At 49.6% G+C, this 15,213-nt stretch carries 15 protein-coding genes; 11 read left to right on the forward strand and 4 right to left on the reverse strand.

The features are described 5' to 3' along the window. The first annotated feature begins 300 nt into the window (after window positions 1–300). Complete coding sequence (locus KME12_16640; protein MBW4489415.1) at window positions 301–762, forward strand: CAAD domain-containing protein; 462 nt, start codon at window positions 301–303, stop codon at window positions 760–762. A gap of 249 nt (window positions 763–1,011) precedes the next feature. Here the strand turns inward: KME12_16640 and KME12_16645 are convergent, their stop codons facing one another. The 3 genes from KME12_16645 to KME12_16655 form a co-directional block, all read right to left on the reverse strand. Further along, window positions 1,012–2,598: a glucose-6-phosphate isomerase gene (locus KME12_16645; GenBank protein MBW4489416.1), complete on the reverse strand. Its 1,587-nt coding sequence runs from the start codon at window positions 2,596–2,598 to the stop codon at window positions 1,012–1,014. A 71-nt stretch (window positions 2,599–2,669) separates the two neighbouring features. Then, a complete protein-coding gene (locus tag KME12_16650; GenBank protein MBW4489417.1) occupies window positions 2,670–2,939 on the reverse strand; it encodes a cytotoxic translational repressor of toxin-antitoxin stability system in 270 nt (89 codons plus the stop codon). Between the two features lie 67 nt (window positions 2,940–3,006). Then, window positions 3,007–3,204, reverse strand: a complete 198-nt coding sequence (locus tag KME12_16655; GenBank protein ID MBW4489418.1) for a hypothetical protein — start codon at window positions 3,202–3,204, stop codon at window positions 3,007–3,009. A gap of 217 nt (window positions 3,205–3,421) precedes the next feature. Between KME12_16655 and ispF the strand changes: the two genes are divergently transcribed. The 10 genes from ispF (at window position 3,422) to KME12_16705 (ending at window position 13,631) form a co-directional block, all read left to right on the forward strand. After that, window positions 3,422–3,904, forward strand: a complete 483-nt coding sequence (gene ispF / locus KME12_16660) for a 2-C-methyl-D-erythritol 2,4-cyclodiphosphate synthase (protein MBW4489419.1) — start codon at window positions 3,422–3,424, stop codon at window positions 3,902–3,904. Window positions 3,905–3,966: 62 nt separating this feature from the next. Then, window positions 3,967–4,380, forward strand: coding sequence for a peptide chain release factor 1 (locus KME12_16665; GenBank protein MBW4489420.1), 414 nt, complete (start codon window positions 3,967–3,969; stop codon window positions 4,378–4,380). Between the two features lie 113 nt (window positions 4,381–4,493). Further along, window positions 4,494–6,275 carry an ABC transporter substrate-binding protein gene (locus KME12_16670; GenBank protein MBW4489421.1) on the forward strand — a complete coding sequence of 594 codons (1,782 nt, stop codon included), beginning with the start codon at window positions 4,494–4,496 and terminating at the stop codon, window positions 6,273–6,275. A gap of 78 nt (window positions 6,276–6,353) precedes the next feature. After that, window positions 6,354–8,183, forward strand: coding sequence for an ABC transporter substrate-binding protein (locus tag KME12_16675; GenBank protein MBW4489422.1), 1,830 nt, complete (start codon window positions 6,354–6,356; stop codon window positions 8,181–8,183). 15 nt (window positions 8,184–8,198) lie between these two features. Next, window positions 8,199–8,969 carry a nickel pincer cofactor biosynthesis protein LarB gene (larB, locus tag KME12_16680; GenBank protein MBW4489423.1) on the forward strand — a complete coding sequence of 257 codons (771 nt, stop codon included), beginning with the start codon at window positions 8,199–8,201 and terminating at the stop codon, window positions 8,967–8,969. 132 nt (window positions 8,970–9,101) lie between these two features. Continuing rightward, entirely contained in the window at window positions 9,102–9,629 is a 528-nt protein-coding gene (yidD, locus tag KME12_16685; GenBank protein MBW4489424.1) for a membrane protein insertion efficiency factor YidD, read from the forward strand. Window positions 9,630–9,769: 140 nt separating this feature from the next. Next, a complete protein-coding gene (locus tag KME12_16690) occupies window positions 9,770–10,312 on the forward strand; it encodes a photosystem II reaction center PsbP family protein (protein ID MBW4489425.1) in 543 nt (180 codons plus the stop codon). A 20-nt stretch (window positions 10,313–10,332) separates the two neighbouring features. After that, window positions 10,333–10,938, forward strand: coding sequence for a septum formation inhibitor Maf (gene maf, locus KME12_16695; protein MBW4489426.1), 606 nt, complete (start codon window positions 10,333–10,335; stop codon window positions 10,936–10,938). Window positions 10,939–11,132: 194 nt separating this feature from the next. Beyond that, window positions 11,133–12,263: a serine/threonine protein kinase gene (locus KME12_16700; GenBank protein ID MBW4489427.1), complete on the forward strand. Its 1,131-nt coding sequence runs from the start codon at window positions 11,133–11,135 to the stop codon at window positions 12,261–12,263. A gap of 231 nt (window positions 12,264–12,494) precedes the next feature. Then, window positions 12,495–13,631: a hypothetical protein gene (locus KME12_16705; protein ID MBW4489428.1), complete on the forward strand. Its 1,137-nt coding sequence runs from the start codon at window positions 12,495–12,497 to the stop codon at window positions 13,629–13,631. A 112-nt stretch (window positions 13,632–13,743) separates the two neighbouring features. On the opposite strand, the gene KME12_16710 is transcribed toward KME12_16705, so the two are convergent. Continuing rightward, complete coding sequence (locus KME12_16710) at window positions 13,744–15,168, reverse strand: NADP-dependent isocitrate dehydrogenase (protein MBW4489429.1); 1,425 nt, start codon at window positions 15,166–15,168, stop codon at window positions 13,744–13,746. Window positions 15,169–15,213 lie beyond the last annotated feature (45 nt).

The raw sequence follows: 15,213 nt of genomic DNA on the forward strand, positions 1-15,213 counted from the left end.
TCGCAGCCTCCGATATTATTACGCTGATGCTACCCAACAACCCAACCTAAGACAGATTCAGGGTTAAGGTTCTGATTTTAGGCTTAGGGGATGCTGTAACAGGCTGGTTTAACTGAAACTTTACTTCACAAATTTTGAAGTTGTTGTTGTTAGCTATCTTGCAATTTGTGAAGCTCTGCTTTAGTGTCAGATATGTTTGAAAACTAGCAAAAACAGTTCTCTAGCTCTGCTAATGTCTACCGTTAGTTGGAGCTTCTCCAAGCTAGTAATCACCCAGGTCGTCCTTCTAGAGATATTCGTATGAATCCCGAACTAAAAACATCTGATTATATTGAGTCCAGCACCCCTGAGTTAGCTGACGTTGAGGATAGAGCAGACATTGATGTAACTTCTGCTGAACCTGCTCCAATCGTGGTGTCGCCTCAAACCTCTCAGTCTTCTGATCAATGGTCACAAATCGGAGAGCGCGTTTCTTACTATCTAGGACAGCTACCCGATCTGTTATCTGATTTCTTTAGTCAGAATCAGCGCCTTCTGATTAACTTGGGTCTTTTGTTTGGCGGCATCGTTACTGTCAAGCTGACACTAGCGATTCTAGACGCTGTCAATGACATTCCTCTCCTCGCCCCCACTTTTGAACTTGTGGGGATTGGTTATTCAGCTTGGTTTGTGTACAGATATTTATTAAAGTCTGAGAATCGCCAAGAGCTATCTCAAGAAATTGATGCGCTCAAGCAGCAAGTTGTCGGCAGTCAGAAGTAAGTAGCCTCAGCGTTGCTAAACTTGACTGCTGCTGATGTGCTCTTGAAGATTTATCCATCGATTTAGTGAAAAAGCCCGCTATTGAAGCTAGTGGGCTTTTTTGTGCTAGAACCAAAGCCTTGGGGGCGCTTGCCCCCAAACCCCCGCTGAGGGACGGCTGCGTCCCCCAGACCCCCTCCAGAAGGGTATTGAGTGTTTGACTCTTTACGCGCCTGATTGGAAAAAAGGGGGATGGGTTCAGTTAAGGGGTTATAGGGCGGAAACAGTGAGTTGATTAGGTTGAGCGGGGTTGCCGTGGATGGTGAGGGTACGCTGGTTAGCGGCTAGATGACGGACGATTTTATAGATCGACTCAATTTGGTCGGGGGAACCTGCTTTCTCCGCGATCGCTGCTAAGGAGAGGGGTTGCCCGGATTCCTGTAAAGCTTTGACCACTTGTTTTTGCAGGTCGAGGACGGAGGCGGCTGCTTTTTTACCTGCCTCTACGCCGGGTTGATGGTAGGCGTTGACGTTGACTAGGAAGCCGTACAAGCCTACAGCTCTTTCGTACAGAGCAATTAAGGCTCCGACGTTGTAGGGATCAACTTGCGGAATAGTGACGGTGATCGAGTCACGCTGGTTTTCGTAAAGAGCGCGCCGAGTGCCTTGCAGCAAACCGGAAAGGTAGTCGCCTGAGGTGACTCCGGGTTCGACTTCTAAGGATGGGCCTTGGCGATCGCGCAGTACTTCAATCAAGGTGATAAAGAAATTGGCGACGCCTTCTCGCAACTGTTGCACATAGGCGTGCTGATCGGTAGAGCCTTTGTTGCCATAAACGGCGATGCCTTGATGTACCACTTGGCCGTTGAGATCTTTCTCTTTACCCAGAGACTCCATGACTAACTGCTGGAGGTAGCGGCTGAACAGCAGCAAGCTATCTTTGTAGGGCAGCACCACCATGTCTTTTTCGCCCCGACCATTCCCGGCGTAGTACCACGCCAAGGCTAGGAGAGCGGCTGGATTGCTTTTGAGATTGGGAATCCGGGTCGCAGCATCCATTTCCTTGGCACCCTCTAGCATGGTTCGGATGTCAATTCCTTGTAGGGCAGCGGGCAACAAGCCTACAGCGGAAAGCTCGGAAGTGCGTCCTCCCACCCAGTCATGCATCGGGAATGTAGCTAACCACTCTTCGGATTTAGCCAGCTTGTCTAAGCCGCTATCTCGGCCTGTGATAGCGATCGCATACTGAGAAAAATTCAGCCCCTGATCGCTGTAGGCTTTTTGCACTTCCAGCATGCCGTTGCGCGTTTCGGGGGTACCGCCAGACTTAGAAATCGTGATCACCAGGGTGCTAGAGAGACGGTCTTTGAGTTGAGTCAGGACGCGATCGATGCCTGCGGGATCAGTGTTGTCAATGAAATGAAGATTAAGGGGCGGAAAATCTGGTGCTAGGGCTGCGGCAACAAATTGTGGCCCTAAAGCTGAACCCCCGATACCGATGGAAAGGACATCGGTGAATTTTTCAACCTGGGGAGGACGAATTGCCCCAGTATGGATTTTTTGAGTAAATGCTTCAATCTGCTCTAGCGTTTCAATAATGTCTTGTTTGAGTTCTGGGGTGGGGGCTAAGTCGGGATCGCGAAGCCAATAGTGGCCGACCATCCGATTTTCGTCCGGGTTGGCGATCGCTCCTTGCTCTAGATCTGCCATGTCCCGAAAGGCTCGCTCAAATTTAGGCTGTAGTGCTGCGACAAAGGCATCATCAAACCGCATACGGCTGATATCGAGATAAAATCCCAAGCCCTCGTGGTAGTAAAGCCAGTCTTGGTAACGTTGCCAAAGTGCAGCGGCATCCATAAACAGTATTTCCACCTATTATCTTTACCATTCATCAGTTTACCGATGGAGTTAGAGTCTGTATGAGAACTCTAAACATTCGGCTTCGGAAGGATACGCAAAAATTTGATAATTTGACCTGTAACTTCGATGCCAACAAGGTGCTGATCGAGGGTAAACCGATAAAAAATTGCCCTAGACCCCATTTGGCGGAGTTCTGGCAAGTCTTGCAATTGTGTGAGCTGTAAAAACTCCACAAAGACAAATCGGCAAACCCGCTGATACACAGCTGGCTCTAAATCTTTTAAGTCTAAGAGAAAAGACCTCTCGTAACGAATTTCCAGCTTCAAAGGCTTTCGCAATCTATATTTCTAGCGGTAATTCACGTATTTTGGCATTGCCGCAGCGCTAAATGAATTACAACGTTCTTTATAACAAGGGCAGCGATCGCAACGCTTCTTCTAGAGTTAGCGTGTCACCTGGCTGTAGGGTCTGCTTTGACTCTTGGATCGCCCGAATCATATAAAAGTCGTAATAAAGTGCTTCTAGAACTGGACATAGACTCTCTACCTCCTCATCGGACAATTGATCAATCAAGCGATGTACCCTACTTCTCAGAGGATTCATATTCAAATCTGCTGTAGTAACCGATTAGCCCGCGATCGCGCCGCTACTTTTACAACACAACAATACTGCATTGGCTGAATTTGGTTGCGAAACTATCTAGAGAGATGTGACTCACCTGCCACTCTGAAGCCGATAGTTGTTGCCAATAGCTGTTGACTGAGGTTGACTGAGGACACCGAGATGATGCAGATTGCTTAATGCAGCGATCGCACAAGTCATGAATATTCGCATTGGCAACGGTTACGACATTCACCGCTTGGTAGAAGGACGCTCCCTGATTTTGGGTGGTGTGAACATTCCCCACGAACTTGGCTTATTGGGTCATAGTGATGCAGATGTGCTGACCCACGCCATTATGGATGCCATGCTGGGGGCACTGAGTCTGGGTGACATTGGCCTCTACTTTCCCCCATCTGATCCAAAGTGGGCAGGGGCTGACAGCCTCAAGCTACTAGAGCAAGTACACCAATTAATCCGAAACGAAGGTTGGCAAATTGGCAACATTGACTCTGTGATTGTGGCGGAGCGGCCCAAACTCAAGCCCCACATCTCAGCCATGCGCGATCGCCTTGCCACCGTTCTAGAACTCAACCCCAACCAAGTGGGTATCAAAGCCACAACTAACGAGAAGCTAGGCCCCGAAGGTCAGGAAGAAGGGATTTCCGCTTACGCAGTCGCACTATTGCAGCAAGCAATCTAGCGAGTTATTGCAGCAAGCAATCTGGCAGGTAGAATCGAGGCAACCGAGCCACCCCTTTAAACATGTTTGATCCGTTGCGCCGCTTAAAATTTTTACCTTGGCGATCGCTAGCCTTACTGACCCTTGCGACCTTCGTGATTGTGGCAGTGATAGAAGTGATATTAGGGCTGGGCTACACCCAAGTTAGTGTCGTTCGAGCCGTGTTAAATCCCTTGTTTGGCGCACCCTGGGTGGTGTTGACACTTCTGGCCGCTGGATTTGGTATTGGAGTGTTAGCAGTTTTCCTACTAGAGACTAAGTGGCCTCAGGTATCGATCAATGCTGGTGTATTGTGGGCACTGGTGCTGTGCTTGATTTTGGGGGCAGTCATCCGATCTCTAATGCCATTGCCAATAATCTTGGTGAGTCCTGGTCAAACTCAGTTTATGGGTTTCCTGGTGGGAATATTTTGGCGCGGTCGTCCCTATTGGCGCTAAAGCACTCACAGCATCACTTGGACTGCTGCCGAGAAAACTGACTTTTCGCTTCACCTGCCTACTTCCGAGAAATTGAGATCTATGATGGCAAAGAAGCTTGATGTTCGTGCAACATGTTCTCTGCTGCTTTTTTGACTCTACCGCTGCGTCGTTTGGGTTTAGTTGCTTTGGTCGCGACTGTGGCGATCGCCCTGGGTGCTTGCAATCCCACTGACTTAAAGACTGAAGCCGCTCAAGTGCCTCAGATCGTAGTCAGTGCCCTCAGTGACCCCAAAACCTTCAACTATCCGCTCAGCCAAGAGTCGCCCAACGTTTTTACCTACATTTACGAAGGGTTGATCACCGAAAATGGCAATGGTGAAGTTGAGCCAGCCCTAGCAGAATCTTGGGAGATTTCTGACGATAAGCGGCAAATTATTTTTACGCTACGCAACGGGTTGAAGTGGTCGGATGGAGCCCCGCTGACAGCAGACGACATCATATTTACTTACAACGACCTCTACTTCAACGAGAAAATCCCTACCGATGTGAGGGACGTTTTGCGGATTGGCGAAAGTGGAGCCTTACCCACTGTCACCAAGGTTGACGATCGCCGGATTAAATTTACGGTCCCGGAACCTTTTGCTCCTTTCTTGCGGATTACTGGGTTAGCGATTTTACCTCGTCACGCTCTGATTGACTCGGTAAAGACCTTGGGTTCGGATGGCAACCCCAAGTTTTTATCGATTTGGGGCGTTGATACAGATCCCAGCAAGATTATTGCTAATGGGCCTTATATGCTGTCAGGCTATGTTCCCAGTCAGCGAGTGATTCTTCAGCGTAATCCTTACTACTGGCGCAAGGACGCTCAAGGCAAGGCTCTGCCCTATATTGAACGCTTTATCTGGCAAATTGTTGAGTCTACTGATACATCGTTATTGCAATTTCGCTCTGGTGGTTTAGACACTTTAGGAGTTTCGCCGGAAAATTTCTCGCTACTGAAGGGGGAAGAAAAACGCGGCAAATTCACGATCTATAACGGTGGTCCCGCAGCTGGCACCAACTTTATTTCATTTAATCTAAACAAAGCGCGTCGGCCCGATGGTCGGCCCCTGGTGGACCCGATTAAGTCCAAGTGGTTCAATACGCTGGCGTTTCGGCAGGCGGTTGCTTATGCGCTCGATCGCCAAACCATGATTAATAATACGTTTCGGGGCATTGGTCAGCCGCAAAACTCGCCCATTTCCTTGCAAAGCCCCTACTATCTCTCAGCGGAGGAGGGTTTGAAGGTTTATGACTATAACCCCGATAAAGCCAAGCAGTTATTGCTAGGGGCTGGGTTCAAATACAATGCCCAAGGCCAGTTGCAAGATGCGGACGGCAATCTGGTACGTTTTACCTTAATTACCAATTCTGGCAACAAAATCCGGGAGGCGATGGGGGCGCAAGTGAAGCAAGACCTCCAGAAAATTGGTATTCAAGTGGATTTCAATCCAATTAACTTCAACATCCTGGTTGAGAAACTCTCCACGACTAGAGATTGGGATGCCTATCTTCTGGGCTTAACTGGAGGGGTCGAACCCAACGATGGGGCCAATGTGTGGTCCAGCAAAGGCGGATTACACAGCTTTAATCAAGGCCCAACGCCGGGGCAGCCTCCGATTCAAGGTTGGGAAGCAACCGAGTGGGAAAAAGAGATCGATCGCCTCTATATTCAGGGAGCCCAAGAGCTGGACGAAACCAAGCGTAAAGCTATCTATGCTAGGACGCAGCAGATTACGCAAGAGCAGTTGCCTGTGATTTATCTGGTCAATCCGCTCTCTTTGTCAGCGGTGCGCGATCGCATCGAAGGGGTGGAGTTCACGGCTTTAGGCGGCTCCCTCTGGAACATTTACGAACTTAAATTGGCTGAGTAATTTGCCTAGAAATAGCAGTGATGCGGACAGCAGCAACTCAGCGGTTTATGATGCGAAAAGCTTTGCAACTCCGTCACCATGACCGCTATTTCTTTTGGGGTGAGACTCCGTCGTTGGTTCTCTGTTCTGCTGGTACTGAGTTTGGCGATCGCGACGATCTTCGGGTTAACGGGATGTCGCCCGACGGAGTTTCGCACTGCCGCAGCTCAAGTGTCGCAATTAGTCCTGACGGCGCTGAGTGATCCCAAAACGTTTAATCCTGCCTTTAACCAGGAATTTCCTAACGTGTTTCTCTTTACCGAGGAGCACCTGTTACGCGAAAACGGGGTCACGGGTGAAGTAGAACCTGCTCTAGCAGAATCTTGGAGTATTTCAACAGATAAACAGCGGATTGTTTTCAACCTCAGGCCGAATCTGCAATGGTCGGATGGGCAACCTCTGACTGCTGCCGATGTGGTCTTTACCTTTGAGCAGGTGATCTTCAACCCAAAAATTCCTACTGATTACGCCGATACCTTGCGGATTGGCGCTAGCCGAGCTTTCCCGCAGGTGCGCCAACTAGACGATCGCCGAGTGGAATTTATTTTGCCCGAACCGTTTGCGCCGTTGTTGCGATCGCTGGCGGGCCATGAGGGCGCGCCGATTTTGCCTAAACACACTTTAGAGCGATCGGTGCAGACGCTTGGTTCAGATGGCAACCCTCAGTTCATCTCTACTTGGAGTACCGCTACAAATCCAAAGCAACTGGTGGTGAATGGCCCCTATCAAGTAGAGAGTTACGTTTCGGGACAACGGATTGTGTTTCGCCGCAACCCCTACTACTGGCGGCGCGATTCCCAAGGTCAACCCCTACCTTATGTCGAGCGGATTGTTTGGCAATTTATTGAGAATACTGATACTCAACTGCTCCGATTCCGCTCTGGTGACTTGGATGTGATGGGTGATGTGCGTCCTCTGCGGCCAGAGTACTTTTCGCTGTTAAAACGGGAAGAAAAACGGGGCAAATTCAAGCTTTACAATGGTGGGCCTTGGTCTGGCACTACCTATCTCACTTTTAACTTGACGGAAGCTAAAGATAAAAATAATCGCCCCTTTGTGGACCCGATTAAGTCGCGCTGGTTTAACACCTTGGCGTTTCGACAAGCGATCGCCCATGCCATCGATCGCCCCCGCATGAACAACAACTTGTTTCGGGGCATCAGCGAGTTACAGGATTCGCCCATTTCCGTCCAAAGCCCTTACTACCTCTCACCCCAAGAAGGACTCAAAACCTACGACTACAATCGGCAAAAAGCGCGACAACTCTTGGAAAGCGCAGGTTTTAAGTACAATGCTCAAGGCCAACTACTCGATGCTGAAAACCATCTAGTCCGCTTTACATTACTCACAAATGCCGAAAATCGACAGCGCGTAGCGATGGGAGCGCAGATCAAGCAAGACCTCGGTGCCATTGGGATTCAAGTCGATTTCACCCCGATTAGCTTTAATACCTTGCTCGACAAAGTTTCTAGTTCGCGGGATTGGGAAGCCCACATGATTGGCTTTACAGGTGGGATTGAACCCCACGGTGCCGCCAATCTTTGGATGAGTAGTGGGGGATCGCACGCTTTGAATTTGAAGCAACAGCCAGGACAGCCGCCCATTCAAGGTTGGCAACCTAAAGATTGGGAGTTAGAGATCGATCGCCTGTATACCGCTGGAGCCAGAGAGCTAGATGAAACCAAACGTAAAGCGATTTATGGCGATTTTCAGCGGATTGTGCAAGAGCAGTTGCCTGTAATTTACCTGGTGAATGAGATCGCGATCGTAGCGGTGCGCGATCGCGTCCAAGGGTTGAAGTATACAGGTTTACCAAGTTGGGGCCTATGGAATATCCCGGAACTTAAAATTGAAGACAATCAAGTTTAATTAATTCTGAATCCCGTGACTCAACCTGAAGCAATCCGTCTCCTTCTCCAAGCTGTAGCCCAAGGTGAGGTAAGCCCTGACTCGGCTCTCGAAAAACTCAAGCATTTTGATTTTGAACCCGTGGAAGATTTTGCTCGTGTTGATCACCACCGCACCTTGCGTACAGGTTTTCCGGAGGTGATTTGGGGGCCTGGCAAAACTCCAGAGCAGATCATTGAAATTATTAAAGTGATGCGCGATCGCAATCCGGTGGTGATGGCAACTCGGATCGAGCCTGATGTGTACGCTCAGCTACAAGCCCATATTCCAGACCTGCACTACTATGCCCTAGCGCGGATTTGTGCCTTGGTGCCTGCTCACTTGGAGCCTCGCCATTCCGGCACGATTGGTTTGTTGTCAGCGGGTACAGCCGATTTGCCTGTCGCGGAAGAAGCGGCCATTACCGCTGAGCTGTCTGGTTTCCAAGTCAAACGATTTTGGGATGTGGGGGTCGCCGGAATTCACCGTTTATTGAGTAACCGTCAGGCGATCGCGGCGGCTGACGTGTTGATTGTGGTGGCAGGCATGGAAGGTGCGTTGCCCAGCGTCGTCGGTGGCTTAACCGACTGCCCGGTGATCGCAGTGCCTACCAGCATCGGCTATGGAGCAAGCTTTAACGGCTTAGCGGCCTTACTGACCATGCTCAACTCTTGTGCCGCTGGGATTGGGGTGGTGAATATTGACAACGGTTTCGGAGCCGCAGTGCTGGCAGGCCAAATCCTCCGCACCGCTCAGAAACTGCGATAAAGATCTGCGAGTGTACCTGGAAACCAGCAAAGGTCTGGTGAATTCTACCGTAGCTATTTCAAAGCCCTGGTATAGGTGGGCACCACTGCCTCAATTAGCCAATTTAGCTACTAAGTTAGAATTCACCCTGCAATGGAAACGCCAATCCCTGATCTTTGGGTTCGTCAAGTGGCTGCTAGCGCGATCGCTGGATACCAGACACATCTCTCTCCGCACAAAGGCTTCTCCTGTGCCCATCGACTGCTGCATGGGGGTGATTCCTGCTCTCAACATGTGAAGCGGGTGATTCTAGAGCAAGGCTCATGGGCGGCGATTCTAGCGATGCGATCGCGCTTTGCGGAGTGCAAGGTTGCGAACCAAGTTTTGCAAGCTCGGCGAACCCGACACCTGCTACAGGCTCAAAGCAGAAGGTCACGAGATGCAGAAAAACCAGGCGATCGCGGCTCCCATTCTCAAAACTCCTGTTCTGAAGTGGATGGATTAATCTCCTGCCTCGATTGCGCCGAGCCTTGCTCAGTGATGGATTGCAGCAGTATGGACTGCACCAGCATGGATTGCAGCTTAGGGGAGCAGTCAAACTGCGCTGACTTTGATTGCGGCTCTGGCTTAGATTACTCTGGCTGCGACTGTAGTGGTGCTGATTGCGGCAGCTGTGGCTAAGCGATCAGCAATCTGAGCAATCCTTCCTGCTGGCAAATTCCCCCTAAATGAGACAATGAAGGCACAAAATCACGGAACCAGTGGGTTATTCGGTTAACTTCATTGAGTACTTGATTAGTACATCGGGGAAAGGTATAGCAATGCTGAGAAAAATCGCAGCACTCTTGATCGTTTTAAGACTCAGCCTCTCTGGTTGCACCGCTTCAGCCACCAGCGGCATGACCAGTTATGTTGATAGTATTGATGGCTATCAGTTTTTGTATCCGCTTGGCTGGACTGAAGTCAAAGTCACCAATGGCCCAGATGTGGTGCTGCATGATTTGATCGAACCGACTGAGAATGTCAGCATTGTGATCAATCCCGTCCCTAACCAAAAAACACTAGAAGATTTAGGCAGTCCAGGTGAAGTTGGCTATCAGCTCTCCAAAAGTGCGATCGCTCCAGCAGGTTCTAATCGCAAAGCTGAACTAGTTACCGCCGACTCCCGCGAGTTCAACGGCAAAACCTATTACACCCTGGAATATGCAGTTCAGCTGCCCAACAACCAACAACGCCACAATCTCGCTAGTGTAGTGGTGAGTAATGGTCGGCTCTACACGTTGAATGCTTCTACCACTGAGCAACGCTGGCCCAAAGTGCATCATTTATTAACAAACGTTGTTAATTCTTTTTCAGTCAATTAAGTCCAGTTAATTAAGGTTGGATGGGTATCCCACAGTTTGTTTTAGCCTCTGCTTCTCCCGCTCGTCGGCGCTTGCTACAAAACGCGGGCATTCAGCCGCTTGTCAGTCAGAGTAATTTCGACGAGTCTCAGGTACAGCTAACCAATCCAGCAGACCTAGTGCAAACGCTGGCGTTACGTAAAGCTGAAACCGTCACTCCCTACTTCACAGAAGCCCTGATCTTAGGGTGCGACTCTGTCCTAGCCATTGATGGCGAAATTCACGGCAAACCCGCTGATGCAGCCGATGCGATCGCCCGTTGGCAACAAATGCGAGGCAAAATTGGCGACTTATATACAGGCCACGCTCTGATTGACCTCACCCAAAACAAATCTTTAGTCCGCTGCCGTGTGACTCGCGTCTACTTTGCGACTATCAGCGATCGCCAAATTGAGGCATACGTGGCGACAGGTGAGCCGTTAAGTTGTGCTGGCTGTTTTGCGCTAGAAGGTAAAGGTAGTGCCTTTGTCGAGAAACTAGAAGGCTGTCACACCAACGTTATTGGCTTGAGTATGCCTCTGCTCCGACAAATGCTGAGTGATCTAGGCTATGACATTACTAACTTTTGGGGTAGGACTATTAGTTGACAGGTTAACCCAGTATTGTAACCAAAGGAGTATAAAGATTTCAACAAAAACGAGGCATCTCTGACTAGACTGTAAATAGCACGCAAATCCTGGGGTGGTCTGTCTTAGATCACATTGCCACAGCTCCATACCAGTTAAAGTTTGTATGAAGCTGGCTCGGAATCTTTTATTCCAGCAGTCATGAGTAAAGTCTGATGGCTCCTTCATTAACAGATCTATCTAATTTCCGCGCTAACATCCTGAACCAAACGGCACCAGGGCAACTTTGTGGTTCGGTTCAGTTGTTTCGCGATCGCTACAAAGTTTTGCGAGTTCTAGGTCGAGGTGGCTTTGGTGTCACTTTCCTAGCACGGGATGTCTCCCTGCCCTATCACCCGCTCTGTGTGATCAAGCAACTATGCCTCAAAGTCAACGATCCCTTGACATTGGAGCGAGCCCGGAAGCGGTTTGAGCAGGAAGCCAAAACTTTGAGCAAATTAGGGAGCCATGCGCAAATCCCTCAACTGTTGGACTATTTTGAGGCGGACGGCGAGTTTTATCTCGTGCAAGAGTACGTCCGTGGCTCTACTCTAACCCGTGAAATTCGGCGCTATGGCCCTCAGTCTGAGGCGGTGGTTAAGCGATTTTTACTAGAGATGCTGCCACTCCTGCGCTACATTCACAGCCATCGGGTGATCCATCGGGATATTAAGCCGCAAAACATTATTCGCTGCCGAGATGACGGTAGGCTGGTTCTGATTGACTTTGGTGCTGTTAAGGAGCAAATTGCCCGATTAGAGGACACTAGTCAGCGAGCTCCTACTACCCATTTTATTGGCACTGTTGGTTTTGCTCCTCCAGAGCAGTTGTCCATGCGACCCGTTTTTGCTAGTGACCTCTACGCTCTGGGCGTTACTTGTGTGTATCTCCTCACAGGCAAGTCTCCCTTCGATTTCGACTACGACCCCGCCACGGGAGAAATTGACTGGCAAGGCTCTGCTCAAGTTAGCGATCATTTTGCTCGCGTGCTCACCAAAATGTTGCACCATGCACCACGCGATCGCTATCAATCAGCCGATGCTTTGCTTCGGGCGCTTAATCTGGAGCCCTATCTCGATACCCTCTCTAATTGCATGATTGTGCAACCCCATCGCCCTGAACCAGAACATCCAAATACCCCTGGAGCGGGCGATGGGTATCAGTCTCCCATTACCCGGACAGCGATCGCCATTCGAGAGTGGAGAGCCAAGTTACAAAACCGAGATTTGATGAAGCGAAAACATCTAGTTCCTGTGGGTGCCGTTAGTACTCCTGCGCGCACTCAGTTTCGTCATCAAGACACTTGATGTTTTAGATGCATCCGGATTCGTGTGATGCCATGTATAAATCTTTGATTAGCATTCTGGATAAGTCCTCCGGATGCCAGAGTTCTGTAGGAGCTAATTGAACTTAGATTAAACTAAGTCAATTTTTAGATGAAGTTCATTCAGACTCCTTGATTTAAGCTTGGATATCTAGGAAACAGCAGTTATTCTGGCTGTAAGGCTCTGTGTCCCTTCACTTTCCCGCGTAGTGCCATGCCATTCTCGAAACAGCTTCCCGCTCCAGTGAGTCACCTAAAAGCCAGATTACGGGCTCTCAAGCGGCCTATGGTATGGGGACCTGGCATCATTCTGCTGCTGATTGTGTTCTTTACCCTAGAGTATTGGCTACATCCAGAGTGGTTTGACAACACCAGGAGCGCGACGAATGTGGAGGAGGGGTTTAACCCTTCAGTTTCCTTAGAAGACGGTGCCATTGGTGCAGACATCGACAGCTTACCGTTGTTACTTAATCAGCTCAATGGAATTGCGGCTGATGAAGCAGAAGATGCGAGTCAGAAAAAAAACGACAAGACCGCTACAAAACCTAGCTTGTTTAGTGAACTGTTGAAATCTCAGGGGCAAGCTGCTAGTCCAGATGGCAACCTGCCTAACAGCAATTCAGCAGCTCCCCAATCATCCCCTAGCTCTTCACTTCTCAGTGCTAGCAATGTCCCAGGTCAACCTTTAGTTGGCGCAACCCCTGGGTTGACAGGAATAGGTTCCTCCAGTCTACCCTCCGCAGTTCCAAGTTCTCTGCTACCTCCATCTGGGATTTCAACTCCAACTCCCAGCTTGAATCTCAATTCACCTAATACCTCTAGCACTAATCCTTCGGCACCCGTGAGTGCCCTGCAAAGAGCATTGGAACAGTCCCAAGCGCAAAATAACTCTACTGCTCCCTCAACATCAGGCTCACCCACAGCCGCTGAGTTAGGTAGTAACGTTGCTGCGCCTACTTCAACGACTCAAACCTTGACTCAACCCGGTGCGATCGCGCCTGTAGGCAACAGCGGCATCAACTACAGCTCAACACCGGGCGTCAGCAGCGCACCTCCAAGCAATTCCTTCAACTATTTGAGCCAACCGCAGCTAGGTAGCAATGTACCTGCTGGCATTGAGCCTGTTGTTCCCACAGCTCCTTCAATTACCCCTGTGGTACCCAGCAGTAACCTAAACCCTAACTTCGGGCAGTCTTCTCAGGGGCAAAACAACAATGGATTCAATAATTCCGGTTTTTCTGGCAATGCAGTCCAGCCTAGCCAACTTAATCAGCAGCCTTTCTCGGTACCTCGTCGGGTTCCAGGGCGCAACATTGGTGGAGGTCAGATCAACACCTTCTCCAATCCGTAGAAAACTTTTAATAGGAATTTAAGAGCCAGGAGCCAGGAGCCAGAAAATCTATAAAATTTCTGACTCCTGGCTTTGATTTTTGACCTCTAGCTTCTGTCTACTGACTCCTTTTCTAATCGTTGAAGTGCTTAATGATGGCTTCGGCAAATTCAGAACACTTTAGCGGTTCCACCGGAGGCTCTATCATACGAGCCAAATCGTAAGTTACTTCACCGTGGGAAATGGCAGCACCAAGTCCTTTCTTGATCAAGTCTGCTGCTTCCTGCCAGCCCATATATTCCAGCATCATCACGCCGGATAAAATTACAGATCCAGGATTAATGCGATCGAGTCCTGCATGCTTGGGAGCTGTGCCGTGAGTAGCTTCAAAGATGGCACAACTGTCGCCAATATTGGCTCCTGGTCCCATACCCAAGCCCCCGACGATCGCCGCTGCCGCGTCAGATAAGTAATCTCCATTCAGGTTCATCGTCGCCAGAATTGAGTATTCATCAGGCCGAGTCTGAATCTGCTGAAAAATGCTGTCTGCAATGCGGTCATTCACCATGACTTTAGTTTTCCACTGGCCGTTGCCGTGAGTAGCCCCAATGCTATTGAGCACAGCTTCTACTTCTTGACGAATCTGGGCTTGCTTTTCTTCTGTTAGATCGTCATATCCCGGTTCAATCTGGCGAGCATTCTCTTCTGTAGAGAGGTTGGAGTTGCTTTCTTTGTTGCTAAGAATCCAAGATTCGCGCTCTGTTACACACTCTTGGCGAAACTCAGTGGTTGCTAGCTCATAGCCCCAGTCGCGGAATGCGCCTTCGGTGTACTTCATGATGTTGCCTTTGTGCACCAAAGTCACCATTTGCTTGTTGGCTGGAAGTCGCAGCGCATGTTTCATGGCCCGTCGCACCAGACGCTGAGAGCCCGTTTTACTAATGGGCTTAATGCCAATTCCTGAATCTAGGGGAATTTGTTTGTTGCCGTGCTCTGGAGTGGCAGGAATTAGGTCAGTATTGAGTAGCTTAATCAGGCGATCGCCAATTTCACTACCTTGCCGCCACTCAATGCCGAGGTAAATATCTTCTGTATTCTCGCGGTAGACAATGACATCTAGCTTTTCTGGGCTTTTGTGCGGCGAGGGGGTGCCTGGGTAGTACTTACAAGGACGCACACAAGCGTAAAGGTCATGAATTTGGCGCAAGGCCACGTTGAGCGAACGAATGCCACCGCCGACTGGAGTTGTCAGAGGGCCTTTAATGGCAACTCCATACTCTTTAATGGCGTTTAAGGTGTCTTGGGGCAAATATTGGTAAGTACCATACTTTTCGCAAGCTTCATCGCCAGCGTAGACCTTAAACCAGGCAATTTGACGCCTGCCACCATAAGCTGCTTGCACGGCGGCATCAAATACTTTTTGAGCAGCAGGCCAAATATCAATCCCTGTCCCATCACCCCGAATAAACGGAATAATTGGGTTGTCGGGAACAATCGGTTCTCCGTTCTCAAATGTGATGCGGCTTCCAGTTTCGGGGGGAGTAAGCTTTTCGTACATAACCTAACAGCGGCTCCAGATAACCACGCAGCAAAAGGGTCCAGG

The sequence above is a fragment of the Trichocoleus desertorum ATA4-8-CV12 genome (assembly GCA_019358975.1).
GTDB lineage: Bacteria > Cyanobacteriota > Cyanobacteriia > FACHB-46 > FACHB-46 > Trichocoleus > Trichocoleus desertorum_A.